Annotated in this window: 21 protein-coding genes; 7 read left to right on the top strand and 14 right to left on the bottom strand. The window is 31.5% G+C overall.

Annotated features, from left to right (window positions below; translation table 11 throughout):
- Nucleotides 1–48: 48 nt before the first annotated feature.
- The 6 genes from WDZ41_03100 to tpiA all read right to left on the bottom strand — a co-directional run bounded on the left by WDZ41_03100 (nt 49) and on the right by tpiA (nt 5,115).
- A complete protein-coding gene (locus WDZ41_03100; GenBank protein ID MEX0940321.1) occupies nt 49–1,203 on the bottom strand; it encodes a type II secretion system protein N in 1,155 nt (384 codons plus the stop codon).
- A gap of 114 nt (nt 1,204–1,317) precedes the next feature.
- Entirely contained in the window at nt 1,318–2,307 is a 990-nt protein-coding gene (locus tag WDZ41_03095; GenBank protein MEX0940320.1) for a MoxR family ATPase, read from the bottom strand.
- A gap of 129 nt (nt 2,308–2,436) precedes the next feature.
- Nucleotides 2,437–3,198: an ATP-binding cassette domain-containing protein gene (locus WDZ41_03090; protein ID MEX0940319.1), complete on the bottom strand. Its 762-nt coding sequence runs from the start codon at nt 3,196–3,198 to the stop codon at nt 2,437–2,439.
- A gap of 7 nt (nt 3,199–3,205) precedes the next feature.
- The gene (locus WDZ41_03085; GenBank protein ID MEX0940318.1) at nt 3,206–3,982 is read right to left on the bottom strand and encodes an ABC transporter permease; all 777 of its coding nucleotides are present in this window, start codon (nt 3,980–3,982) and stop codon (nt 3,206–3,208) included.
- 42 nt (nt 3,983–4,024) lie between these two features.
- Nucleotides 4,025–4,318 carry a preprotein translocase subunit SecG gene (gene secG / locus WDZ41_03080; protein ID MEX0940317.1) on the bottom strand — a complete coding sequence of 98 codons (294 nt, stop codon included), beginning with the start codon at nt 4,316–4,318 and terminating at the stop codon, nt 4,025–4,027.
- A 41-nt stretch (nt 4,319–4,359) separates the two neighbouring features.
- Nucleotides 4,360–5,115 (bottom strand): triose-phosphate isomerase, encoded by a 756-nt coding sequence (tpiA, locus tag WDZ41_03075; protein ID MEX0940316.1) that lies wholly within the window; start codon nt 5,113–5,115, stop codon nt 4,360–4,362.
- 156 nt (nt 5,116–5,271) lie between these two features.
- Here tpiA and WDZ41_03070 point away from each other — a divergent pair, with 156 nt between their 5' ends.
- Nucleotides 5,272–6,420, top strand: coding sequence for a hypothetical protein (locus WDZ41_03070; GenBank protein MEX0940315.1), 1,149 nt, complete (start codon nt 5,272–5,274; stop codon nt 6,418–6,420).
- Nucleotides 6,421–6,479: 59 nt separating this feature from the next.
- On the opposite strand, the gene WDZ41_03065 is transcribed toward WDZ41_03070, so the two are convergent.
- Nucleotides 6,480–7,505 (bottom strand): RING finger domain-containing protein, encoded by a 1,026-nt coding sequence (locus WDZ41_03065; protein ID MEX0940314.1) that lies wholly within the window; start codon nt 7,503–7,505, stop codon nt 6,480–6,482.
- 195 nt (nt 7,506–7,700) lie between these two features.
- Between WDZ41_03065 and WDZ41_03060 the strand changes: the two genes are divergently transcribed.
- Nucleotides 7,701–8,072: a hypothetical protein gene (locus tag WDZ41_03060; GenBank protein ID MEX0940313.1), complete on the top strand. Its 372-nt coding sequence runs from the start codon at nt 7,701–7,703 to the stop codon at nt 8,070–8,072.
- A 44-nt stretch (nt 8,073–8,116) separates the two neighbouring features.
- Here WDZ41_03060 and WDZ41_03055 read toward each other — a convergent pair whose 3' ends face one another.
- The 5 genes from WDZ41_03055 to WDZ41_03035 all read right to left on the bottom strand — a co-directional run bounded on the left by WDZ41_03055 (nt 8,117) and on the right by WDZ41_03035 (nt 19,777).
- Nucleotides 8,117–10,675 carry an AAA family ATPase gene (locus WDZ41_03055; GenBank protein MEX0940312.1) on the bottom strand — a complete coding sequence of 853 codons (2,559 nt, stop codon included), beginning with the start codon at nt 10,673–10,675 and terminating at the stop codon, nt 8,117–8,119.
- Nucleotides 10,675–11,952: a GIY-YIG nuclease family protein gene (locus WDZ41_03050; protein ID MEX0940311.1), complete on the bottom strand. Its 1,278-nt coding sequence runs from the start codon at nt 11,950–11,952 to the stop codon at nt 10,675–10,677. The genes WDZ41_03055 and WDZ41_03050 overlap by 1 nt, the downstream gene beginning before the upstream one ends.
- Before the next feature lie 77 nt (nt 11,953–12,029).
- Complete coding sequence (locus WDZ41_03045; GenBank protein ID MEX0940310.1) at nt 12,030–16,364, bottom strand: hypothetical protein; 4,335 nt, start codon at nt 16,362–16,364, stop codon at nt 12,030–12,032.
- 9 nt (nt 16,365–16,373) lie between these two features.
- On the bottom strand, nt 16,374–18,212 hold the full coding sequence (locus tag WDZ41_03040; protein ID MEX0940309.1) for a hypothetical protein: 1,839 nt from the start codon (nt 18,210–18,212) through the stop codon (nt 16,374–16,376).
- A gap of 17 nt (nt 18,213–18,229) precedes the next feature.
- Nucleotides 18,230–19,777, bottom strand: coding sequence for a hypothetical protein (locus WDZ41_03035; GenBank protein ID MEX0940308.1), 1,548 nt, complete (start codon nt 19,775–19,777; stop codon nt 18,230–18,232).
- Between the two features lie 153 nt (nt 19,778–19,930).
- Here WDZ41_03035 and WDZ41_03030 point away from each other — a divergent pair, with 153 nt between their 5' ends.
- The 4 genes from WDZ41_03030 (at nt 19,931) to WDZ41_03015 (ending at nt 22,805) form a co-directional block, all read left to right on the top strand.
- On the top strand, nt 19,931–21,136 hold the full coding sequence (locus WDZ41_03030) for a M23 family metallopeptidase (GenBank protein MEX0940307.1): 1,206 nt from the start codon (nt 19,931–19,933) through the stop codon (nt 21,134–21,136).
- 12 nt (nt 21,137–21,148) lie between these two features.
- A complete protein-coding gene (locus WDZ41_03025) occupies nt 21,149–21,712 on the top strand; it encodes a hypothetical protein (protein MEX0940306.1) in 564 nt (187 codons plus the stop codon).
- Between the two features lie 10 nt (nt 21,713–21,722).
- A complete protein-coding gene (locus tag WDZ41_03020) occupies nt 21,723–22,022 on the top strand; it encodes a hypothetical protein (protein MEX0940305.1) in 300 nt (99 codons plus the stop codon).
- Nucleotides 22,023–22,265: 243 nt separating this feature from the next.
- Nucleotides 22,266–22,805 (top strand): hypothetical protein, encoded by a 540-nt coding sequence (locus WDZ41_03015; protein ID MEX0940304.1) that lies wholly within the window; start codon nt 22,266–22,268, stop codon nt 22,803–22,805.
- Nucleotides 22,806–22,809: 4 nt separating this feature from the next.
- On the opposite strand, the gene glnA is transcribed toward WDZ41_03015, so the two are convergent.
- On the bottom strand, nt 22,810–24,198 hold the full coding sequence (gene glnA, locus WDZ41_03010; protein ID MEX0940303.1) for a type I glutamate--ammonia ligase: 1,389 nt from the start codon (nt 24,196–24,198) through the stop codon (nt 22,810–22,812).
- Nucleotides 24,199–24,370: 172 nt separating this feature from the next.
- Here glnA and WDZ41_03005 point away from each other — a divergent pair, with 172 nt between their 5' ends.
- On the top strand, nt 24,371–24,709 hold the full coding sequence (locus tag WDZ41_03005) for a hypothetical protein (GenBank protein ID MEX0940302.1): 339 nt from the start codon (nt 24,371–24,373) through the stop codon (nt 24,707–24,709).
- A gap of 13 nt (nt 24,710–24,722) precedes the next feature.
- On the opposite strand, the gene WDZ41_03000 is transcribed toward WDZ41_03005, so the two are convergent.
- Entirely contained in the window at nt 24,723–26,333 is a 1,611-nt protein-coding gene (locus tag WDZ41_03000) for a DUF87 domain-containing protein (GenBank protein MEX0940301.1), read from the bottom strand.
- Nucleotides 26,334–26,338 lie beyond the last annotated feature (5 nt).

The raw sequence follows: 26,338 nt of genomic DNA, 5'->3' as shown, positions 1-26,338 counted from the left end.
AAGAAATATAAAAAAATTACCCTTTGTTTTCATCTATTTTCACTTGTTCTATGGTTGTTCTATATTGCTTGACAAAATACCACGGCCGTGTCTTCTATTTGACACAGTGCGTTGACTCATTTTGAGCATATCTTGTTTTTCTTTTTTTTCTAATTCTCTTACTGTTGGTGCAAAACGTTGCTGTTCAGTTTTTATTTTTCTTTTTTCTTCTTCAACTTGTTTTTGATTTTTTTCATCTATTAAACTTATTACTTCTTTATCTGGTAGCTTTACCGATGCCTGTTCTGTTTGTATTTTTTTAAGAGTATATCGCATGGTAATAGGCATATTCTTGCGCAATAATTCTACAACAATAGTATCATTATGATTTAATTTGAGAATAATTTTATAAATTTCAAATCTTGAAGGTGTATTCGTTGCCGGGATATCATTAATTTTTTGAATTATATCCCCTTGCATTAAACCTAATGCTTGGCCGAGGGAATTCTTTTCTAACTTTCCAATACGGCAGCCTATACTTTTCCCTTGACTGTAAACAGTAGTAAGATTAAGCATATCAATGATTTGCGCGAGCGTTCTTACTCGTTCAATAAATAAGTCTTTATTTATTTCAAATTGATTTGCACTAATTTTTTTTATAATAGAACCCCAGTTATCTTGTGGCATTAGTAACTGTTCTATTTGCGCATCATGTTTACTAACATATAGTGTTTCTTGTTGGCCATTTGATCGTATTAAAATAATTTTGTTTTTTAAAATTCTAATTAATTGGCCATCTTCAATTGTTTCACCAACTTTATAATTTTTTGCTTTCTTTTCTTTAACATCTTCTATGATAGCGATGTTCATATGTTCATTAGTAGCAACTATAATTCCTCTCAAATTAATTTTGAGTGGTTCTAAAAACTTTGGTGGAGCCGCTATAGGCATAGTTGGAAACTTAGGGCTAGGAGGCTGTGGCATTGGTTTTATTAAATCAGGTTCTTTAGGAGGAACCAATGGTTGTTTGTACGTATTAAAAAGATCATTGGTATAAATTTTACTTACATCAATTTTACTGATTTCTTTTTTTGGCGGTCTTACTTCGGTTGGCTCAAAAGATATACGTGGCGGTATAGTTGGCCGTGAAAAGACAATAAAAAAAATAATAAAAATCAATAAAATTAACAGGGTACTATTGGCGAGCCAAAAAGGATGTTTCATGAATATTCCTTTTTTAGTCATTAATTTCACACAATACCCTTCAGTATTAAATTTTGTCAAGCGGAATTTTCTCTGATGATTAGAGTTGCACTATGCTTTCATTATTTTTAACTATTACGGTGTTGATATAGTCGATAATACCTCTTGTATAATATTGTCGACTGTTACATTATCTGCATCAGCTTCATACGTTAAAGAAATTCTATGTCTTAAAATTGCTGGCGATACCGCTTTAATATCGTCAGGAGTAACAAAGTGTCGTTTTTTCAAAAAAGCATGTGCTTGTGCTGCTCGATATAATGCAAGTGTTGCTCTGGGAGAAACTCCGTATTCAATATATGGCTTAAGACGACTTAAATTATATTGATTAGGAATTCTAGTGGCAAAAACGATTTGTATTAGATAATCAATAATTTTTTGATCAACGTAAATTTGCTTTACTATTTTTTGTGCAGTAAACAATGATTCTTTTTCTAATATTTTATTAATATTATTTGAGTTATTTGTTTTATGTAAAATTTCTTTTTCTTGTTCTGGATTTAAATAACCAACAATTAATTTAAACATAAAACGATCAATTTGTGCTTCCGGTAATCGATAAGTACCTTCTTGTTCTATCGGGTTTTGTGTTGCTAAAACAAAAAAGGGTGCTTCAAGTTGGTAAGTAGTTGAGCCAATAGTAATTTGCTGTTCTTCCATAGCTTCTAATAAAGCAGCCTGCACTTTTGCTGGCGTCCTATTAATTTCATCAGCTAAAACGAGATTAGCAAAGATAGGGCCTTTTTTTGTTTCAAATTCCTGTGTTTTTGGATTGTAAATTAAAGTACCAATAAGATCAGCTGGTAATAAATCAGGAGTAAATTGAATACGTTTAAATAATAATCCTAAAGCATTTGTGATAGCTTTTATAGTGGTGGTCTTTGCGACACCAGGTACTCCTTCGAGCAAAATGTGACCATTACATAAAAGAGCGACAATAATAAAATGAATTATATTGTCATTACCAACAATAACTTGAGCGATTTCATCTTTTAAAAATTGAAATCGTATACTTTCATTTTTTATTTGATCGAGTAATTCTTCATTGAAAGATTCAATTGTCATAGTCTTGCCTTATTATATTTTTCTATAAGCACAAAAGGAGAAAATGTAGAATTTATTGTAACAATCTTTTGTTTTTCTTACAATACGAAAAGTAAAATCTATCAGTGAATATATTAAATTAAACTAAAATCAATTTGATTTTGATACTATTTCAGTTTGCATGGGGCCTTCAGAAAGCCCTCGAATAAATTGATAAACATATGGATTATCAGATTGCCAAATAGTTTTTGCATTACCAAAATACCGTATTTTCCCCTCGTGTAATAATGCGACATTATCAGCATATTTAAATATTTCTATATCATGAGAAACAACAATAGAAGTAATTTTGAATCGTTTTTGCATATCATACATAAGTTCATGGATTATTCGCACTGTTATTGGATCAAGTCCTGTAGTTGGTTCATCATACAGGATAGTTTGTGGTTGAGTTATTAAAGTGCGCGCAAGTCCAACTCGCTTACGCATGCCACCTGATAATTCTGATGGATATTTCCATAAAATATCAGAAGGCAAATTAACAAGTTTTAACTTTTCTTTTACAATTTCCAGTATTTTATTTTTAGGTATTATATCTTCCAGAAGTTGGAGCCCTATATTTTCAAATACATTTAATGAATCAAGTAATGCTGCAAATTGAAAAACATAACCAAATTTTTTAAATATGTTTACGCGTTGTGATTTATTCATCTGAACGGTATCTTTACCTTCAATAATTATTTTTCCAGAAGTAGGGGGCACAAGACCAATTATTTGTTTAAGTAATACTGATTTACCTTCTCCTGACTTACCTATAATTACGGTCATCTGATTTTCAGGAATTTTTAGATTAACTCCGTTGCTAATCCATTTATTATTAAATTGCTTTTTTAAATCAATTAATTCAATCATTAAATTTTTATTCGAATAGCAGTGCAGTTAAAAAATAATTTGCGATAAGAATCATTATTGATCCAATAACGACTGCTTGAGTAGTAGATATACCAACTCCACGAGCACCACCCTGAGTAGCATAACCCTGATAGCAACCAACCCATGAAAAAATTAAACCAAAAATTGCTGATTTTAATAATCCATTAATAACATCAGCTAGCTCAATATATCTTTTTATACCAGAAATATATTCTTCTCCATTTAGATGTAAAACATACACGGCAATAATATATCCGCCAATAGTACCACATATCATAGCAAAAAGGCTTAAAAAAGGTAAAATAATAGTACTTGCTAATATGCGAGGGACCATAAGATATTGCCAAATATTTATATACAAGGTACGGAGCGCATCGATTTGTTCAGTGATGCACATGGTCCCAATTTCAGCTGCCATTGCTGAACCAGATCTGCCAGCAACCATGAGCCCAGTAAGTACCGGGCCAAGTTCGCGCATCATAGTTAATGCAACAACAGGGCCAATAAATTCTTCTCCGCCAAATCGCTTAAAACCTATATAACTTTGAAAAGCAAGTACTGCGCCCGCAAAAGATCCCGTTAAAATAACAATAGCTAAAGAGTTAACGCCAATACATTCCATTTGATGTAGCAATCTTTGCCAATTGAGTTTCTTAGTAAAAAGGGCTTCGATTGTTCGTATTAAAAAGATAAAAAATAGACCTACTGTACTGCATAATGAAATACTATTAATCCCAATACAGTCAATAATTGATACGATCATTGATTAAGCTCAGATGCTATTTTTATTTAGTTTTCTTTTGGTTTATTGCTGAGGAATTTGTGTAGTCTGTTTATAGCTATTTAAATAACGAGCACTGCGGTATTCCTGTGTTTTCATTAAAGAAAGAGCTAATGAGCCAAACATAAAAATAGCACCAAAAATCCATGTTATTTTTTGAAAAAGATCTTGACCTCCGGAGCCACCAAAGATCATTTGAGCGCCGCCTCCCATAGTACCAAGTCCCATGCTACCTTTGCCTTTTTGAACAAGAATCAACGGAATAAGGAGAACAGTTATTATAATAAAAAGTGCCGTTAATAAGTTAAATAAAATCATGATTACCTCGATTGTTTTCATATTTTTCAATAAATTTACTCTTATACTATAGATAATACTATTTTTTTAAGCTCTTGAAAATCGGTACTTGCGTTTCCTATCAGAAATCCATTTAGATTTGATATTTTTAGGAGACTTGAGGTGCTTTCTCCTTTTATACTCCCGCCATATAAAAGTCTAATATTTTTTTTATTAGGATATTGGCTAATTTTTTGTTGTAAATAGTCGAAAATAGTTGTTAAATAGCTTATATTAGCTATTTTTCCGGTACCTATAGCCCAGATAGGCTCATATGCTATATACAGCGATTGGTCATTTTCTTTTAAAATTAATGGAATTTTTGATAATTGTTGATCTAAGACCTGCTGGGTGGCTTTATTTTCATATTCATTCTTAGTTTCGCCAATACATAAAATAGGAGTTATTGCTTGTGAAAAAAGACGGGATATTTTTTGAGTGATTTCTTCATTAGTTTCTTTAAAATATTGCCTTCTTTCGCTGTGTCCAATAATGCAAAAATTACAGCCAATTTGTGCAAGAGATTTGGCAGAAACTTCACCAGTATAAGCCCCTGAATCATGTGTAGAACAATTTTGTGCGCCCAACCTAATAGGTGAATTTTTTATGTGTTGTGCTATAGGATATAGCGCATCAAATGAAGGGCAAATAATTAATAATTGATTGGTTTTACTCTGCAGATCAATTAGTTCTGAAAAATGTTTTATAATCCATTCGATAGAGGTATTTAGTGGGAAATACATTTTCCAATTACAAACAACAGAAAATTGTTTTTTCATATTTTTTACTTTGCTTTTTTAATAGTTTAGTTAGAAGTTTAAATTATGTTAGCCTTCGATACAATATTTACAATAAATGAGCAATGCGCTTGACAAATTGAAATAAAAAAACGATAATCTATTGAGTCTAATTTTTCAACATACAAAGGAGTTTTTATGAAAAAAATAGGTTTATTATACCTTACTGCTATTTTCGGTGGTTTTTTATGTGCTATGGAAAATACATTTGAGATACCAATGGGGCTAGAAGATGCCCATAGTTATAAAGGGCAACTGATTACTCCAGAGAATATCTCTAAATTAGTTCCTCAAATACCCAAGAAAATAGATACTACAATAACAAAATGGACTTCTGAAAATCACGGTATGTTAAAAGTTTTAGCACGTCAATCTCAAAATATTTCTATGTCTCAAGATCAAATTGTAAAAGAATTAATAGGAAGTTCTTACATACTAGGAATTAATAGTATTAATTTTAAAAAACGAGAATTGACTATTAATGCACAAAAAATAAGCATTCCACAGCAAGCTAGTTATATGATTGCATTGCCGGAAGAAATTGATGGAAAAAAATATTTTGCTCAATTATCGGGCCCAATTCATAAAAAACATAACTTACTTTCTTTCAATGGCAAGCCTTGGGATGGCCAATTAGATCCCAACGTAGATAAAAAAATGGCTACATTTCAAACGATAAGCCGTGCACTTGGCGCATTGAAATGCCATGAAGTAATAGAAAAAGAAAAAATTAAAAATTTTTATGTACCAAAAACCTATCTTGCGCAAATTCCTGGACGCAGTGATTTTAAATCTTATGCTTGTGATGAAAATACAGTTGTCATACAAGAAGATCGCGGCGATAATTGGATAACTTTACGTGAAAATATTCAAGTGTTTCCATTAATTTCTCCTCAAACAATTGAGGAAACTTATAAAGTTATTAAAGAAGCAATTTTATGGGATATTAAAGGTAATGGTCTTTTCAATACTTATAATTATCATTTAGGGCAAAGTGATTTGGAGCAGCCTAATGATCAAAATCCAGAACTTTTTGCTTATGCTATACCAAAAAATTTAACTCGAAAAATTGATAGTAGTATTGCGGAGCATGTTACTTATAAATGGGCGCATGATATTTTATGTGGGCTTATTGGTTTTGCCGAATTGCTTCAAAAAGCAAAATCTAAACATAATGTAACTTCGCAAATAAATGCATATAAAAAAAGCCTACTAAGTGATGAGCAAATCAAAGAATTTCCGAAAGATCTTCAAGCAAGAATATACACTTATATGGAATCATTATAATTTATTTTATTGAATTAATTTTGTTAAGGCCAAGTAATTGCTTGGCCTTTTTTTATATTTTAATTTCTAAAAAATTGATTAATTTTATTATGAAAAGTTGGAAGATTTTCTTTTAATTGTTGAACATTTACATGGGGACGTAAATGGCTCACAGAAAATTCATCAGTTTTTATAGTATCTCTACATAAAGGACAGTTTTTCTTTTCAGTAATATACATCATGCCAAATAAACAAGTTGGACATATTGAGTGGCCACAATAAAGCGTAACTCGCTTACCTAATTTCATAAATGATTCCATACAAATACAACATTCAGATTCACGATATAGTTGACCACGCTCTCTGCGTGCATGGAAATTTTTATTGCGTGAAAGATCTTGAAGATTGGGGTAAATCTCATAAATTTCATAAGAAGAACCAGCAGAAGGTGGAGCGGATGGTTTTGGATTATATGAGGTTGCTTGATAATTTATTGATGCTGCTTGAGAATCATGAATACCAAACTGCTTTTCTATTTTAAATTGAACTTTCTTTTCTAAAGATTCACCAATAAAATCTTTTAAAGCACCATATTCTTTATTTTTGATTGCTGCTTGCGCTTCTTTAATAATAAGATTAGCAGTTGCTTGCATTACTTCTTTTGATGAAAGCTTTTTTACAAGAATTGGATTAATTGGTGGGTTTTCTCTAATACGTTCAATATCTTTTTGTGCTTGTTTTTTTACTTCATCCACAACTAGTTGTAAAGTGGAAGCATAAACAAGTTCCTTTTTATATTGCTCAAATTCTCCAGTAGAAAAATGTTTTTTTTCTTTTAATTGTAGCGCAATAACTGTTGCCATTTTATCCGTTTTTTCTGCAAGCTTTTTTTGCAAATCACGAGATTGGCTTGTTGTTGCTAAAAGATAATCAATATCTTTTTTAATATTCTTTTTTAGTTTACTTTCTTTAATTTCTTCTTTTATTGAATTAACAACCCAGCCGCAAATATTTGTAAACCAATTATCTGCATAAAGATGCGATAGATTAAATAGATTAATTAATAATGCCGCAAATATAAGTTTTTTTTTGTTTATAACTTTCATGTTATTTCTCCTTGAAAAATAATGAGCTTTTTTAACTATCGATATTAGCATACCAGTAAAATTGAAAATAAACTGTATTTTTATATAAATCAATATTTATGCATATAAATCTAAAAAAGCCTTGATTATTGACAGTTTTGAATTAAATTTGATACTTTGATAATAAAGAATCATGTATAAAAATAGGGAGAAATCATGAATAAAAAAAATATAAGAGTTCTATTTTTAGTGTTTTTTGGATTAGCAACTTCTCAATCTGTATTTTCATTGTATAAGAAACCAGGCACAGAATACGGAGGATTTGAGCAAGAAGAATCCCCATTTGGACGTGGGCCAATCATAGTAAAACCAAAAAATTTTGAAGAAAAATTAAATCAATTAGTAAAAGAGATAAAAGAATTTATGAATATACAAGAGGAAGATCAGGCTTATGGCAGGGGTGGCTTTGGTCCTTCTCTATATACTGCAAAACAAAAAGAAGTTATTCAAACATTAGAATTTCTTAAAAATGAATTACGAAAACGACGATCAGATGAAGAAATATTTGGAAAAAAAGCTCAATTCTAATCAAAATTAATGGGCCTTTGAGATAAAAAACACCAAAGGCCTGCTTATTTAACTTCAATATTATTATTTTTAATTGTTAGCTTAATTTCTTTCACTTCTGAATTTTTTAATAAATATTGTGAAATTGGTACAGTAATATATTGGTGAACCGCTCGTTTTAGTGGGCGTGCACCAAATTCTGGCTCATATCCTTTTTGTGCTATATTTTTTATTATCTTTTCATCAAATGATAAAGTAATATGTTGTTCTTGTAGCCGTTTTTGTAATTGATTTAATTGAATTTGCGCAATTTTTTCAACGTCTTTTTCAGTTAATCTTCTAAAGAATACAACAGCATCAATGCGATTTAAAAATTCCGGCCTGAAGTTTTTATATAATAATTTTTCAACATCTTCTTTTACCTTATCAGTTAATTCTTTTGATTCTAAGATAATAGTTGAGCCAATATTTGATGTCATAATAATAATACAATTTTTAAATGAAACAGTACGTCCTTGACCGTCAGTTAAATGTCCTTCATCTAAAATTTGTAAAAAAATATTGAAAACTTCTGGATGCGCTTTCTCAATTTCATCAAATAAAATGACACTATAAGGATGTTGGCGGATTTGTTCGGTTAATTGTCCTCCTTCTTCAAAGCCAACATAACCAGGAGGAGCGCCAATTAATCGAGCAACGGCATGCCGTTCCATGTATTCTGACATATCAATACGAATTAGTCGTTTTGGATCATTAAATAAAAAATCAGCTAATGTTTTGGCGACTTCTGTTTTACCTACACCAGTTGGTCCCAAAAATAAAAATGAACCAATAGGCCTATTTGGATCGGTAAGGCCAGCACGATGCACTTGAATAGCGTGTGCGATTTTTTCAATTGCTTCATCTTGCCCGATAACTCTTTTTTTAAGAGTACTTTCAATATTAAGAATTTTTTCTTTTTCGGAGGTTTGTAATTTTTCTACAGGAATTCCTGTCCAGCGCGAAAGGATGCGTGCGATATCATTTTCATCAACTTCTTCTTTGATGAGGTGCGTTTTTAATTTTTTAATTTTTTCTTGTTCTTTACCAAGTTCTTGTTCTAATTTTACTAATTTTCCATATTTAATTTCTGACGCTTTTGCATAATCACCTTCTCGTTCAGCTTGCTGAAACTCATGATTTGCTTGTTCAATTTTTTCTTTAAGCGTCTGAATTTTTTCGAGTGGTTTTTTTTCTGCTTTCCACTGATTCAATAGCGTTTGATGTTTTTCTTTTAATTCAATAAGTTCTTTTTCAAGCTCAGTAAGCCTTTTTTGCGAAGCTTCATCTTTTTCTTTTTGTAGGGCAACTTTTTCTATCTCTAATTGCCGTATTTTACGTTCTAATTGATCTATTTCTGCTGGCTGTGAATCAATAGACATACGTACGCTTGCTGCTGCTTCATCAATAAGATCAATAGCTTTATCTGGCAAGAAACGATCAGGAATATGTTTAGAAGAAAGAAATACGGCATCAACCAGTGCTTGATCTTTAATATGAATGCCATGATGTAACTCATACCGTTCTTTTAATCCTCGTAAAATTGAAAGAGCATCTTCAATTGAAGGTTCTTCGACTAATACTTTTTGGAAACGACGCTCAAGAGCAGCATCCTTTTCTACATATTTTTTATATTCTTGTAGCGTTGTAGCACCAATACAATGTAATGTGCCTCGAGCTAATGCTGGCTTCATTAAATTCGAAGCATCCATGCCACCACCAGCAGCACCAGCGCCTACAAGCATATGTAGTTCATCAATGAAGAGAATAACCTCGTCTTGATCTTCTTCAATTTCCTTTAATATAGCTTTTAGCCGTTCTTCAAATTCACCTTGGTATTTAGTTCCTGCAAGTAATAAGCCAAGGTCGAGTGAAAAGATTTTTTTATTTCGTAAGCTTTCTGGAACATCATTATTAATAATTCTTTGAGCAATACCTTCTACAATAGCGGTTTTACCAACACCTGGAGGGCCAACTAAAACGGGATTGTTTTTGGTACGTCGAGAAAGAATTTGAACTACTCTTCTAATTTCTTCATGTCTTCCAATAACCGGATCCAGTTTTCCAGCTGCAGCCATTGCAGTAATATCTTGGCAATATTTTTCGAGTACTTGATATTTTTTTTCTGCAGATTTATCTTTCACGGTTTTTCCCTTGCGAATTTTTTGCATATGGGCAAGTATTGCTGATTTAGTAAATTGATGTTCTTTAAGAAATTCTTGAATTGATTGTGGAAGTTCTTGCGTAGTTGCCCATCCAAGTACAAAATGCTCAAGACTAATATATTCATCATTAAGCGCTTCTGCTTGTTTTTTTAATTGTTCTAAAAAATTTTGCATAGCATAATCAGCAGAAACTCTACCACCTTCAACGTGCGGCAATTTTTGTAATTCATTTTCAATGATAGTACGTAAAGCAGCAACCGGTATATTAAGTACATTAAAAAAAGATAAACAAAATTCATCTTCAAGACCTGCTGCTAAAGTATGCAGCGGTAACAAAGTGGGATTTTTTTGTGCGATAGCAATACCAATACTTTTATTTAAAAGTTCTTGGCTTGAGGTAGTAAATAATTCAGTATTCATTATTGTTGCCCCTCTAATTCTTTTTTTCTTCGAACACGATGATAACTGATTGCAAAATGGTGTGCATAATCACGTAAAGCTATAAATAATTTTCCGAGTTCAGTATTAATATCTAGTAAAATACCATGAGGAAATCGATCTATAAAGAGACGTTCTTCTTTTTTTGCTAAGCTAATAACATGTGTTGTATTTATTATTTGTTTTATAGCATTGAGCTGGCCTTTGCCACCATCAATGACAATTAAATCTGGCAAGTCAGTTTCATTTTTATAACGGCGGCTTACTATTTCTTGTAAAGCAGCATAATCATTTTGTTGTGTTAGAGTTTTAATCTTGAATCGTCTGAAATTATTTTTATCTGGTATGCCATGAGAAAATCGTATACAAGAACCAACAATAAAATTGCTTTGAAAATGAGATATATCAAAACAATCAATAGTAATAATAGGTTTTGATGATTGGATAAAATCTTGTAATTTTTTTGCTAGAGCAATATCTGGTAATTTTCTTGTATGAATAGGTGATGTTGCCAAAAATACATCGTTTTCATACCGTTTTTCTGAAAATTTTGTTTTAAGAGTAGCAAAAATAGTATCTAAATTATGTAAGTATTCTGATAAATTTTTTGCTTTTTCAAATTCTAGTCCTTTATTATGTTCTTTAATTCGTTCCTTAAGCTGGTTTAATGATTTGCTATAATTATTTTTTAAGATATTAATAGTTAAATCGATCCTAAATAAATAATCATCTTTATTAAAATCTTCGCGGCAATTACCAACACATAAATCAATATGATATTTTAAACAACCTTCTTTTATTTTACTGGTACACCATTCTAGTCGAAATGTTCTTAATAAATAATCATATACACTACGCGCTTGTTTTTTATGTAAAAAAGGGCCAAAATAAGTGCCTTTTTTTGATTTATTACGCACAAGTTCTAGCTTTGGGGCTGGCGCCTTAGTAAATAATAAATAAACAAAAGGTTGACCACTTTTAAGTAAAACATTGAATTTTGGCTGATTATCTTTTATCAACTGTGCTTCGAGCAATAATGCTTCTGGCTCAGTTTTAGTTACTATATAATCAATGTAATCATGCTCATCAATCAATGATTTAATTTTCCAGTCTTTTTCTTTATTTAAAAAGTATGATTGGATACGTTTTTTTAGTATTTTTGCTTTACCAACGTAAATAATCTCACTATCCCTATTTTTAAATAGGTATACTCCCGGCAAACTGGGGAAATTATCTTTATTTATTTTGATATCATTCATAGCAATCATACCTAGTAAGAAATATTAATTTATAGATATAATTCTAACAAATTAAACGCAATTTGTAAAAATATTAATTATCCTCCCCAGCCGAATTGTCCTTCGCTAGCCTCAGTTGTTCTCTGTTCTAAGCTTTCTTGTGCAGGATCAATAGGCATTGAGGGTGGTGATTCAGTTTGGTTAGCCGTATGGGCACCGCTTGGCTGACTAACCTCATCAGGTTTTATTGACCGAATAGGTTTTAATGGTTTGGCAGCTGTTATTGCTTTCTGTTTTATTTTGGCATATAACTGTGCAGCAGTATTAATTTTATTATATAATTCGGTTCTGATTTTACCGATTTCGCTTGCATATTCATTGAGCGCTTCAGTACCAACTGGATAGCCAGATTCAACGATGGAACCATTTCGATTATAGACATTTCCGGTAATCAGACTTTGTATTTGCCCAATAGCTGTAGAATAAACTGAGCCAAGTAATCCATCAGAATCAATCATTAAAAAGTAATCATATACTGATTTTCCTTGTTCATTTTTAATTGGGTTTCTTTCGATATCACGCAATTCTGATTCAGGCGAAGCGGCTTGGTAAATAAATTGTCCTTTTTGAATATCTTCAATACTGGTAGCCTTAAGATTGATTGGGCCAAAGTGAACTTTTTCAAGTAACGCCGTTTGATATTCTTTGTTTAAACTCATTAATTTTTTGGTAAGTGCATTTGTTAAAGGACCATGTGTTTGTAAAAAATTAGGTAAGGCGGTAGGTACGGTTACGGTTGTTATTTTGTTGCTATTTCTATCAAATACATCTCCAGTAACTAAGCTAATGACTACTGTTCCTTCATAATTTTGAATCATAACATTTTGAGCAGTTTTAAGTTCTGCTCGTGGCGATATACCTTGATTTTCAATACGCAATGTTTGTCCAGATCCTGATTGAGTGCCTAGAATAACATAATCATCAATACTATTATTTTGATCATCTTTAAGATTAGTTGCTCTAGTAGTATAAATAAATTGTCCCTTTAAAATTTGTATTTTATCGGTTGCTTGTAAATTAAATGTACCAATTATTGGATTGATTTTTTGTTCTAAGATTTTTCGCGCTTGAATTGCGCGTTCTTGTTCAGTTGACCAAGTTATTGGTTGACGCAATTGCGGAATTGCATCAATTGGAACTTTTGGATTAAGAATTTGATATTGAATAGAAGCTCCAGAAGAGATAATACCAACAGTTTTTTGAGTTGTTTTTGCAACATTGAAAGTTTGCCAATCAGGCTCATCATTTCCTTCTTGCCAAACTTTCAATTTTAATTGTGTATTATTTAATTGCATTTTCATACGATACCAATTACCAACATTAAAAGAGGGCCCGCTAATATTTTCTGCAACCCATCCTTTTCCTTCATGCTCATAAAGACCAAGGCTTATCGGTTGATTTTTATTTTCTTTTTTGTAAACAAGCATTTTTGCCAAGTAGCCAGGATCAATAGGAGCTTTTTTTGTTTTGATTATTTGTGAAATATCAATACTTTCACCACCAAAATAAAGACCGATATGAAAACTATTTAATACATAAATAGCTTGCCATCTAATTTCAACTTCATTAGTTTCCTGATCTAAAACAACTGTCTCTTTTTGGTTAAACCAAAACTTACGTACTTCATCAGCAGTATATTCTTTATTCTCTAGTTGCATTGAGAGCGCTGGATAAACGGCAATTTCTTGGCTATAGGTATTCCTGCTTTTGTTATATAACGGGAATCCTTGTGAAGGGTTAAGATTAAGTACGCCGGTATTAACGCCATCACCTGTTTTAAATCCATATAACGAACCAATATCGGCAAATCGTATTTTGTAAGTAGGATCTAATTGCAATTGTGGTGCTAAATTGCTTCCAAGATAAAAGGACATTTGTTCTTTGGTACTTTCAAAATAATTACTTAAAAAGTTTTGATAAAAACCAAGTTCTCGCTCTTCATTAATAACTTGCGATTCAAATTTTTCATTAAGTTCGCTTGACCATGTTTCCTGTGCTGTTTTTGAAATGATTTTATTATTATCTACAAAAGTTTTGTAGTGATCTAAAAATTCTTTTTGTTCGATTTTTAATTGTTTGGCACGTTCATCTTGTTGAAAACCACCAGCTACTTGGAATACTTGAGGGCCTACGGTCATTGCAAGTAAAGGTAAGGCGGCACCATCGGTAAGCACAACTGCACCAATTAATAATCCAGTAGTAATAGTTGCAGAAATTAATCTACGATGAGCTTCAACTTCTTTGCTTGCTTGATTTAATGCTTGCTCGGCGCTTTCCCAACCAAAAGAATCAAATATCGCCGCAAATCCTTTTAGAAAACCAGTCGTAACATCAACAACAATATTCGTTAACATGCTTGTGATGTAACCGACTAATTTTACCGCATCCATTAATTCAGCAACAAAATATTTACCAACAAAACTAATAGTACTCCAGAGTGTGGATGCTACATCAGCTACCATATTTTCAAGGCCATCAAGTAATTCACTACCAAGATGGCTCCAATGGCCCCGTGCAACTTCTATAATGGAATTGGTAACTACTTGTGCAGCAATTGCTAATGCATCGGTGGTAAGATAGAGAACCGCACCAGAGAGTGCAAATAAAGGGGCTGTCATGCCAGCAAATAAATTGATTACCATGCCAGCACCAGATTTTATTGCATTATCAAGATCATCAGCTAATTTTTGATCACGTAAAACTGCTCCTATATATAAACTTATTGCATCTGCTCCAATTGATGTAGCATCTTTTGCTACCTTTACGGTATCATCTAATACTGTTTGTGCATCTTTTACTGATTTTTTTATTTCTTGGGCAACTTTTTTTTGTAAAGTTTCAGCATCTTGAAGTAATTTTTGTGCATCAGCTGGATGACCAGATACGATTGCACCAAGTGCCTCAAATCCTTTTACGGTTACTTTTGCTTCATCTCTAATACCACGCCATACATCGGTTGCACCAGTTTCAATATCTTTGCCTGTTCGTTTTACATCTTTCCATGTTTGTTTGCTTTCTTTTTTTATATCACTCCATTTATCAGAAAGCCATGAACCAAAATCTTGTACAATGATTTTATTCTCTCCTCGACCACCAGCTACAATTTTAGTTGAGCCAGGTTGTGATTCCTCTGGTGCTATTTGTTCAAAGCGTTCAAGTACCGTTGCCAAATCATAGAGATATAAGTAATCTTCAGCTTGATAAAAAATAATAAATGGTTCTGGCTTTTGAGTTTTTTTAAGAACATCTATTGTTTTTTCTAAATGTTGATAATCAAATAAATAATGTAATTGTGCTTCAATATTTTTGAGCATTGCAATGCAGGTAATCTCTGTTTGTACCATGGGCTCTCGAGCATAAGTGGTATTGGGAATTTTCAAATTTTTATCGATTGCTTGTTCAACAAAAGTAGAAAATTTTTGATCAGCAATATTTAATAAAGAATAAAAACTTGTTTTTTTAAATTCTTCAGTTTGTTCATATACTTTTTTTAGATCCGTTCTTTTAGTTTTGGTATTAATAAAAGTTTTCCAATCAGCACATTGTTGAATTTGTCTATCCCGTACAATATCAGTTAAAACAAGGTGAAGACGAAAAAATTCTGATGAATTTCTTAGATGCGTAAAGTCGGCATTATAATAAGCAACTTCGATGTTAGGAATATAAATAAAAATTTTTTTCTCAACATCAAAAATCGAGTTGAGCAAAGTAGCATCTTGTTCAAACGACTTAGTGATAAAATATTTAAGAAATTTTTGCCAAAAATTTGAGTTAACAATGATATCAGGAGTAATGGGAATTGCTTTCCAAAAATCTGTTTTTATTACTTCAAGCCAAGTTGCTGCATTAATAGTCCCTTGAATTAAGGAATAATTTGGTTGCGTTATTTCTTGTACTTGTTTGAGTAGTTGCTGCCATCCACCAGCTTTACTTTTTGCATTATTAATTAAATCGGTCCATGATTTTTCTTCTAAAAGTGTAAATACATCTATATTTTGTTGTTGGGCATAGGTGGCAATTTGAGTTCCTAATTCAACTTTAATAAGATATTCAAGATAAAAATAAAAATTTTTAATATGTCTTAACAGAGTATTGTCAACATTTAATCCTTGTGCACCAAATATTGCATTGACTGCTTTTTCATTTATTGATTGAGTGGGATATGGATTAGACTGTGATTGATCAGTAGGTAAAACTGGATTAAACAATGAATCAGCAATAGTCTTAACATCAGAAAGACGATCTTTTTTTTCTGCAACTGCTTGTACTGGTGTTAGCTCAGCAGCGGTTTGCTCTAAAATTGGTCTGCTAAAAACAGATGTTACTCCTAAGAGACCTGATAAGCATAGCAACCAAAAACTTATCCGTTTCATATTCACCCATTACTTTGTTATTTCTGATTTAATTTTTTTATTAAATTGATCTATTTGTTGGCCTGAAAATATTAATGCCGTTGGCTTGATTATTTTAAATTGTGCCTGACAACCAATCGCCATAAAACCAATACCATGGAATTTAAAAATATATGAATCAAGATTTGTTAAAGAAGTTTTATGCAATAATGTTCTTGTTTCTTTATCATTTTTTATTTCTTTTTTTTCTAAGCTAATAGTAAGATCATTTGGTCGATTTGTTACGTTAAAAATAAAAGTAATTGGATCATGCTCGAGTGTTTTGATAGCTTGTTCGCCTAATTTAAAATTAATAGCAGGTTTTGATGCAGTATTAATTTGTTCAAATGGTGCAGTAATCTTTTCTTTTTGATTTGGTGGAAAGATAAGATCTTGTTGCCCAAAACGCAATGCAATTTCTCGGGTTGCTTTATCATCTGATTTTGCTTGGGTACCATAAAGGCCAAGTAAGCGATACCACCAGACGCGTTCAGGATCTCCTGAAATCCATCTTCCGCGATTAAATAATATGCCAACAAAGAATGGATAAGAACAATTTATTAGAGTGCATTCTATTTGGATATCATATGATCCACTTCCTGTTGCATATTCGGTAAAAATACTATGAGTTGCCGGGTCATTCGTAAAAATATTTTTTTCTTTTGCTGCTTGTTGCCAATAAAATGGCTTTGGCATTAAAACGAGACTATTTTGCCAAAAGCTTTGGGTATCGCTCTCAAATTGCCAATCACTTTTATTAAAAACATTAAATATATTATGCCAAATACAAGATGCATTTGGAGCAAGCATATTTGAAGTAGCAAAGTAACGATCCCAATTAATCCATGCTTCTAAATAACGATCCATGGGCTTATCAAGATTTATTGCCTGATTTAAATATACCAACTCTTCTTGTAAAAGAGCACTACTTTGCTTATATTCATTATTCAATTTTTCTTGTGCTTTAGAAAAAGAATCTTCAATTTTTTTTATTGTTTTTTCTTGTTGTTGTTGTAATGTTTTTTGAAAAACATCCCAGCTGTTAGCGATTTCTTGTTGCTGTTTACTATATTGTTCATAGATTTTTTTATCTGCTTCATCTACCCATTGAATGCCAAGCTCGCCTCCTGCAAGTACAAGTCCTTGTAGTGCAAAGCTCAATATTAATTCTGCAAATTGTACTTGAGGTACTTCAGTAATATGTTTTGATCGTTTTTTTAATTTTTCTTCAAGTTCTGGCGTATCCCAAAAATCAATTAATTTGGGCCAAGAAACGTTTTTCTTTGCTGCTAAAAAGGTAAGTAAATTAGAATAATTAAATAAAATATTTTCACGTTCATAGGTAATATAATTTAGAATTTGTTTGGTTAAATCGCTGTGATCGATACGCAATAAAAATGGAGATATAATATGGCGTATTTTTTGCAAAAAAGGTAATGCTTTTTCATTATCAGTAATATAATCTTGAAAGTGCTTAATTTGTTGTTCTAAACAAAACTGCTTAAAAAATAATTCATAGGGTATATTTTGATTATGTGTTTGCATTTTTGCAATTAGAGCATTAGTTTCTTCTTGCTGTTTTTTTAAATTTTCATTTACTTGTTTTGCAACGATTATTAATTTATTAAAATCGGCAGCCAGAATTTGATAAAGAAGCTGCCCCATTTTTTTATATTCAGCCAATTCTATATTTAATCCTAATTGACCGAATACGTATTCATTAATATGTTCGGCTTGTTTTTTTAGTTGGTTATTTTTTAATTCATTACAAAAAAGTATGTTTTCTAAAAATAATAGTAAAAGACAGAGAAGCGTTGTTTTTAACTTCACTAAATTCTCCAAATTTTTTAAGGTAATCCGGTTGGTGCTGGTGGTGCTTCCGGTATTTCAGGAGCGGTGGCTTTTAAAATATTTTTTATTTGTTCTAAGTACCATTGACAATCTCTACATGCTTGCGTTGTTTGGTTACCCATAATATTTGCTTTTAATGCCGCATTAAGAATAATGCATGAAATACAGGGATCAAAAATTTCTTCTGCTTTTAATAAAGGATCAAATACTGCAGTATAATCTCCCAGGCAAGCACGAAGCATTAATATGACTCCTTCTTGAGAGTTGAGCCAATCAGGTTGTGCTTTTACTTGCTGCGAATACATATTTTGTGCAGTCGGGATATTTACAAAAAGACGAACATCGCCAGATGAACTTCTTGTAACATTGCCATTTTTATCAAGAAAATAAGCACGTGGTTGATTGCTAATAATATTGCCAAATTTATCAGTTATAGGAGCACCGGTGCGAGCATCCTCTATAAGTTTTTTTGGCCAAGCTACTTTTTGAGAATTAGGCGGTAAATCTTTTGCAATTTTTGGAATAATTCGAAGACTTCGTAATGTTTCTTCATCATAAAAAAAGAGCGGTGGGTTAATTGTTTTAATGGTGCGTAAGGCATCTATTTTTGCTTTCATTGAGCCACGTTTAATAATTGAAGGCTTGTTAGCATTAATCACTTTTTGGACTTCTTGGGCATACCTAGTAAAACGTGTGCCAAATGCTTGATCTTCTTGGTTTAATGTTGCGGTATAATTTTTAAAAAAGCTCAAATATTTACCAAATATATCTAGATACACTTCACGACGTTTTTTATAATATTCTTGTGTTTCAAGTTCATCGAATAATTCTTTTTCTGTGCCTTCGATCATTAAGTTAAGATCTGCACCATAATCATGTTGCATCATCATTGGGCCCATGCGAGTTGCAATATGTTGCGGAATATTTGGAAATCGCATAACTATTGCTTGATTGGCTTGTGCTTCAATAATGCTAACAAGATGATTGATAATCATAGTTTTCTTATTTAAAGCTTGATTTGCAGCATTATCTAAATATTCTTGTATATTATTAATATGAGTCATATTAAAAGCAGTATAGATTGACATCAGGTATTGATAGAGCTCATGTAATACGGTTAATTGAATTCGGCTAAAATAAGCAATAAAATAATTATCTTTTTTTTGAGCAAAACGCTGTTCATAATCAGCTTCGACCAGTTGTTCAACTGAATCCAAAAAGCTATTTAATTGTTGCCCCAGACCGCCTGCGCCCGGAAATAAGCTCCCACCGCTTGGATGATTTTTATGTACTAATGTTCGGGTATAGCTTGTTTTCATGCGATTTGCCGCTATACGGCTTCCAAGAGGAATATTGTATTTTGTGCCAGCAGTTACCAATTCGGGATTTCCATTTTCTGTTTGCCAAATACTAAAAAGTTGGCATGAGCTTAATTGTGATCCTGCAGGTTGAATACAAGAAGATTCTCTTAATGACTGTGTAAAATTTATTTGCATTTGTGCAAATAAAAGACCTATAATTAACACTCTCAGTAATATGCTCACTTAAGTTCTCCTATTGACGAGAGTAAATATTACCAGCACATTACTTAGATAAATGATGATAGTGCAATAATTTTGTTATATTTTTTACATATTTTTTCTGTGGATAAATTAATTATATTTCAACATAAAAATACAAATCAAAGTGGACCTAAGATGAATAAAATAAAAGGAATTTTATATTTAATCGTATTTTTTATAATAAGCTATTCCTGTGTAAGCGGTTATCATTATTTTTTTGGAACTGCACAGCCCACAATAAAAATGGAAGGGATTGCTCGTGATCAATATTATGGAAATGAGATACCTTGCAAAATATATATAAATGATTCTTATAAAATAGCTGAAATTTCAGCATGGTTAGACGATAAGCCTTTATTTAACAAAAATAAAATCAATACAAAAATATGTGAATACCCCTTTACTATATCGACGGTATCACTTAAAGATGGACAGCATACTTTAAAAATTCAAGCAGAAAATGGTTTATACAACAGAAAAAAAACAACACAAGAAGTTTCATTTTTTGTAGATAATAAATTATTACATGCTGCCGTAATAAAAAATGAACCCAGCTATAAAGTTAATCAGGGAAGAACATTGCGGGTAAAGCTTCAAGTAAATAAACCGATTAAGCAAGCTTTCGTAGAGGTATTTAATAAAAGTTATCAATGTTTTCCTGAATCAAAAAACTCTTCTATATATGATTGTTTTATGCCGGTTATGTGCGAAGAAAAGCCGGGCGACTATGTAATACATATTCAAATCTCTGATTTAGTAGGCAATACAGTAAAGCTTGATGAAAAACTACAAGTAGCGCAATTTCCTTTCAAGCGACAAAATCTTAAAGTTGATCCAGAGAAAGTGAAAAAAGAAAAAGAGATCGGATTAAGTGATGATCAACTTGAAAAAGAACTCGAAGTACTTGCGCAAAAATCTCCGTTTGAAAAATTATGGAACGGTATTTTTTATGCGCCAACTGAAATTAAGGCAATATCAACAGAATATGGTACTATCAGAGTAACGCAAGAAAAAGGGCGCTACATGCATAAAGCGCTTGATATTGTTAATGCACCAAAAAGTATTATTTGGGCACCACAAGATGGTAGAGTAGTAATAAAAGAACGATATGCATTAAGTGGTAATACGGTTGTCATTGATCATGGTTGTGGCATTCTTTCATTATTTTATCATTTAGATGATTTTGCGGAGAATCTAAAAGTGGGTATGAATGTAAAACAAGGAAATCCTTTAGGAACGCTTGGTAAAACGGGTTATGCAAGTGGATATCATTTACATTGGGAAATGAGAATACATAATATTGCTGTTGACCCACAACAATGGATAGACCAATATTTTTAAAAAAGGAAATAAGTGAATTTTATTTCCAAAGACACATGGTTTTTAAAATATTTGAATAACTATCCTCTATGGGCACTCTATGGAGGAAGTTTGCTTGCCTTGTTAATTAGTGGATTTATTTTTTATCAAATGATTAATAATACCTTTTATGCTTGGCAAAAAGTATATATACAACAAATCAACCAAATATTAAATAAAAATAAACAACTACAGCAAAAACAAATTGAAATGAATCAATTAAAAAAGTTTTTTGAAGCTGATCAAAAAATATTACAAACAAAAGTAAAAAAAATTTATTCATTTGATATGAGGATGCTAGATTTATTGAAGAAATTAAATGAGACGGACGTTTTTTTAGATTCTTATATTCCTTCGGTTATTATTAATAAAAAATGGTTCGAAAAAAAACGAGTTTTATATACGTTGAGAGGGAATTTTAGCAATATTTTTTCTTTATTAAAACGCATCGCATTATCGCAAGCGAGTATTGTTTGTAAAAATATTACCATAAGTTCTATTGAAAACGATCTATTAACGGTGAATGCATTAATGGATTTTATTCAAGTTTATGAGTAAAGGATGTATGGTGAAAATTTTAGTAATATTAATGATTTTTTATTTTAGTAATATTGTATTTGCTCAACGGAATCCTTTTAATTTTGGATTACAGTGTTTAAAAGCGAATGAAAAACTTTTATCATTATCATCGCCATCAGCTCAAGAAAAAAAATTAATCAAAGAACAAGTTATTACAAAACAATCGTTAAAGAATAATGTCAAAAAAGATCAATGGAAGATATTACATTCTTTTGATGATGTAGTGGTATTACAAGACAATCAAGGAAATATCCGGGAAATTGCATTGTCATCTGAAGAAGAAAGATGACTAATAAACCCTCCAACTTAGAAAAAGCTGAAGGGTTAGGGGGGTGAACAACACAAAAGTTTGTATTGTTCGTTTAGGGACTTTGTTATAAATTTAGGATGATCGTAGCAACGGAGTATCGGGTTGTCAAGAAAAAATTTTATTGGCTTTTTTTTAAGGAATTTTTGAAATTATCTTGATAGATTTTTTCTTTTTTTTATTATGGAAAAAGAAAAATGATAATAAACAACAGTGAGAACAACGATGAAAGTATTCAAATTTTTTATTTATTTTAATTTTTTAATTTCAGTTTCTTTTTTTACAGAATGTTTGCCATACCAAAAAAACAAAAACCAAACTACTTGCAATAATAGGTATAGAACAAGAAGGTTTAACAAAAAAAATATTTTTGAATTGCGAGTAGAAGGTATTGAGTGCGATTTATGTGCCCAATCTATTGTAGATATTATAACAAAGTATGACGGGCAAGAAGCGTATTTCCAAAAACCATCGCTAAATTATATCAATGCATATACTAGTTTTAGATTTCCGATAAAAAAAAATCCTCATGTTTCAGATATAGTTTCTGATATAAAAAAAGAAGGCTTTGATAATATATCCATTAAAGGGAAATATTATGGTAAATTAAGCTTAAATGAGCATAAACAACCATTATTTATACTTAATGGCTGTTCTATTACTGCTCGAGTAAAGGAACCTCCTAAAAATATATCTTATGATAAGCCAATAGTAATTGATGGAATATTAAAATTTGAAAATTCTAATTATTGGCTTATCATTTAAAATTTTATAAGTAATGTTTAAGTTCCCAATCAGTAATTGCACGAAGGCTTTGCATTACTTCTTTTTTTTTATCTTTTATATATTCATCAAATAAGTGATTGCCAAGTAATTCTTTTAAAAAGCCACTACGTTCAAATGCATCAATTGCTTGAGGCAATGAGCTTGGAATAGTATCAATTCCCTTTTCTATTTTTTGTTCACTTGTCATTTCATATAAATTTTCTTCAATAAACTGATCTAATTGTAAGTTATTCTGAATACCATAAAGGCCTGCTTTAAGCAATGCTGCAAAAGCAAGATAAGGATTACAAGTGGGATCTATTGAGCGTATTTCAGCGCGAGCAGCTTCCGCTTGATCAGGGTTAAACAATGGCAAGCGAATTAAAGCACTTCTATTTTTAGTACCGGCACAAATAAAAATAGGTGCCTCAAAACCAGGAACTAATCTCTTATAAGAATTTATAGTAGGGTTAAATAAAAGGGTAAGTGCGCTTGCATGATGAAGGATGCCAGCAATGAATGATTTAGCGATAGGGCTTAAGCGGTTTTTATCTTCAGGATCAAAAAAAGCATTTTTTTGGTTTTGTATATCAAATAAACTAAAATGAATATGCATACCGCTACCATTTTGCGTGCTTAATGGTTTTGGCATAAATGAAACATAACAGTTGGATGAATTTCCCATTGCTTGCAAGGCATGTTTTGCGGTAACTATTTTATCAGCCATTTTTAAAGCATTATCATAATGAAGTGAAATTTCATATTGTCCGGGGCCGACTTCATGATGAATTTTTTCAGGTACAAGCTCAAGAGCATCAAAGTTATTTAAGATATTTCCTTTCATAACTTCATCTTCACAGCTACAATTATTTTCAAAGTAACTTTCGTTATCGAATGGTATCAGCGAAGATTCTTGATTAGCTTTTTGTTTAAAAATATAAAATTCTAATTCAGGACCAACGAAAAAATCGTATCCCAATTGTTTTGCTTCATTTAAAACGCTTTTTAAGATAAACCGCGGATCGCTTGTATATGGAGTATTTTTATCTAAAAACATATCACATACAAGTGATACAGTTTTGGTGGCATCATTTGTCCATGGAATAAGACGCATAGTATCAAGAGATGGTTTTAATAAAAGATCGCTATTTGTTATACGTGTGCAACCTTTAATTGATGATCCATCAAAATAAATTCCTTTTTCGAGATCTTCTTCAACACAAGAAGCCGGTTTAATTAATGATTTACGCATGCCAGAAAAATCAGTAAAAGAATATTCAATATAACGAATATTATTATTTCTCATTTTTGTTAAAGAAGCATTATTGGCATATAAATACGTAATAGTTGTCATCGAAATGATCAGTAATGAAAATGATATGAACTTTTTCATAGTTCTCCTTTTAGCTATAGTTTTTTTGTAAAGCAACCTTACGTGATCAGGCAATAAAGTCAAGTATAGAAAGAATTGAAAAATGAAAAAAATAGTAATAAAGGTTTTTTTTTAATATAATTTTTGAGAAAATATATTTTTAAATCGTTATTTTTTCATGAAAGGATACAATATGAAAAACAAATTATTTTTATCTATGGTCTTATTGAGTGTATTAAATGTTTTTGCTAAGCCAGTTAAATTGCCCAGTGCGGAAATTCTTACAAAGAGATTTGAGGGAAAAGGATTTGATCATTTTATAGAAAAAACAAATATTGTAGAAGAACTTGCAGATAAAACTTTTGAGTCAGTGGGCGTTGCGCTGAAAATAGAGTTAGCTTTACATGATTATAATGAAAACTTACAACAACCAATGATGAGCATAATGATGCAAATGAGAAAACCTGAAATCTTTGAGATAGTTCTAAAAGATTCACCAGAAGCAATTGAAGAATTGAAAAAGCTGAAATAATCGATTAATTGCTTTAAAAAATTTCTTTAATAAATGAATCAATGTCAGTTGTACTTACTTCAGGTGCCATAGCCCGATAAAATTGTTCATCATATTCACGTGTTTGGACTACAACGGGCATGGCCACCGCATGGCCTAGAATAAGTGCTTGTTTTTTACTATCAAGTGAAGCAAGCACTGAACGTAAATTTGAAGCATTAGAAATACCAGTCAATACCGCGCCAATATCTTTTTCATCATTCAATTGTGCAATAATTTTGGTGCCAATTTGTGAAATAATTTCTTGATCAATACCGGAAGGCCGTTGGTCAACTACCAATAATGAAACGTAATATTTACGCATTTCTCGGGCAATGATGCCAAAAATAGTTTGGCGTGCTGCTTGCGGGTTTAAAAATTTATGCGCTTCTTCAATAGTGATCATTATTTTTTTTGGTTCATCTTCTTTTTTATGACTACCCAAAAAATTTTCTGTTTTGGTGACATATTCAGTATGTAAGCGACGAGTAATAATGTTTGCAATCAAAAGATAGCAAAATGTTGAAGTAAAGTTGCCAAATTCAACAATGATCGATATTCCGCGATCGATGTATTCCATCATTTGATCAATAACCGATCGATCTTTATAAGCACCAGGCCCACCTGGTTTAAAAAAAGGTAATCGTTCTATGCGTTTTAATTTTCGATATAACGCTGCAATCGATTCAGGATGAGCACCCAGTTCTTGCGCAAAATCTTTTAAATTTTCTCCTTGATTTAATAAAACCGCAAGCCAATCTTTTTTATAGCGAGTAGCAATCAAATAAGCTGCTTCAACTGCGGTGGCATGTAAATTCAATTCATCTTGCAGGCATAAAATATCTTCAACATGAATTGATTGATAATTGAGTGTAATTTCAACATCTGGTGATCCACCACGTCTACGTGTTGATTGCGGATCTAATGAAAATATAGCAACTTTATCTGGGAAAAGTGTTTTTAAGCCTTTAACAAAAGATTTATCATTTCCTTCTTTGCGTGCTTGTAAACCATATTCACTATGCATATCAAAAATAATATTGACTGCTTTATCTTGTTTAATTAACCCCGCCAGTACGAGCCGTGTTAAGAATGTTTTGCCAGTGCCTGTTTTTCCAAAAATGCCATTACTTCTTTCAGTCAATCGTTCAAGATCTAAACATACCGGCGTATTCATATCAAGCGGGCTTCCAATATTAAAATACCGTTTTGTTGCTTCATGCTCATCGCCAAAAATAAGCGCTACATCTTGATTACTTGCTTCATGGACAGTACAAAAATGTGAAGGTATTGTTTTGACCGGTTTAATTTCATTATTTTTGGTAACCATTAACATCGGCTTTAATTGTGCTTTTGCATAGATATCTTTTTTGCGCAATATGCGATTTAATAATTTCTCTTGTTTTGTTGGCGGAAATAATAAAATATCGTTATTCGTTACATGAAGTGATAAATCGGTAATCATTGAAAAAAAGGTATGCTCATTACCAATGATAGAGACAAATTTACCTGTTTTTATTTTTTCTAAATGCGCATCAGCATGAATACGCATTTCAAAACCTTCAGTGAGTGAACCCGTTAAAATATGACCCAGTATTTTTTTCATTGCTT

It is taken from the genome of Candidatus Babeliales bacterium (assembly GCA_040879965.1).
GTDB lineage: Bacteria > Babelota > Babeliae > Babelales > JACPOV01 > JBBDJI01.
The sequence above is the reverse complement of the archived record's forward strand: the minus strand, read 5'-3'. Positions and strand labels throughout refer to the sequence as shown.

Coding starts and splice junctions, on each gene's coding strand:
- WDZ41_03045 (MEX0940310.1), bottom strand. CDS start 16,364: ATGAAACGGATAAGTTTTTGGTTGCTATGCTTATCAGGTCTCTTAGGA.
- WDZ41_03095 (MEX0940320.1), bottom strand. CDS start 2,307: ATGACAATTGAATCTTTCAATGAAGAATTACTCGATCAAATAAAAAAT.
- glnA (MEX0940303.1), bottom strand. CDS start 24,198: ATGAAAAAGTTCATATCATTTTCATTACTGATCATTTCGATGACAACT.
- WDZ41_03070 (MEX0940315.1), top strand. CDS start 5,272: ATGAAAAAAATAGGTTTATTATACCTTACTGCTATTTTCGGTGGTTTT.
- WDZ41_03030 (MEX0940307.1), top strand. CDS start 19,931: ATGAATAAAATAAAAGGAATTTTATATTTAATCGTATTTTTTATAATA.
- WDZ41_03100 (MEX0940321.1), bottom strand. CDS start 1,203: ATGAAACATCCTTTTTGGCTCGCCAATAGTACCCTGTTAATTTTATTG.
- tpiA (MEX0940316.1), bottom strand. CDS start 5,115: ATGAAAAAACAATTTTCTGTTGTTTGTAATTGGAAAATGTATTTCCCA.
- WDZ41_03000 (MEX0940301.1), bottom strand. CDS start 26,333: ATGAAAAAAATACTGGGTCATATTTTAACGGGTTCACTCACTGAAGGT.
- WDZ41_03050 (MEX0940311.1), bottom strand. CDS start 11,952: ATGAATGATATCAAAATAAATAAAGATAATTTCCCCAGTTTGCCGGGA.
- WDZ41_03055 (MEX0940312.1), bottom strand. CDS start 10,675: ATGAATACTGAATTATTTACTACCTCAAGCCAAGAACTTTTAAATAAA.
- WDZ41_03015 (MEX0940304.1), top strand. CDS start 22,266: ATGAAAGTATTCAAATTTTTTATTTATTTTAATTTTTTAATTTCAGTT.
- WDZ41_03065 (MEX0940314.1), bottom strand. CDS start 7,505: ATGAAAGTTATAAACAAAAAAAAACTTATATTTGCGGCATTATTAATT.
- WDZ41_03085 (MEX0940318.1), bottom strand. CDS start 3,982: ATGATCGTATCAATTATTGACTGTATTGGGATTAATAGTATTTCATTA.
- secG (MEX0940317.1), bottom strand. CDS start 4,318: ATGATTTTATTTAACTTATTAACGGCACTTTTTATTATAATAACTGTT.
- WDZ41_03005 (MEX0940302.1), top strand. CDS start 24,371: ATGAAAAACAAATTATTTTTATCTATGGTCTTATTGAGTGTATTAAAT.
- WDZ41_03090 (MEX0940319.1), bottom strand. CDS start 3,198: ATGATTGAATTAATTGATTTAAAAAAGCAATTTAATAATAAATGGATT.
- WDZ41_03060 (MEX0940313.1), top strand. CDS start 7,701: ATGAATAAAAAAAATATAAGAGTTCTATTTTTAGTGTTTTTTGGATTA.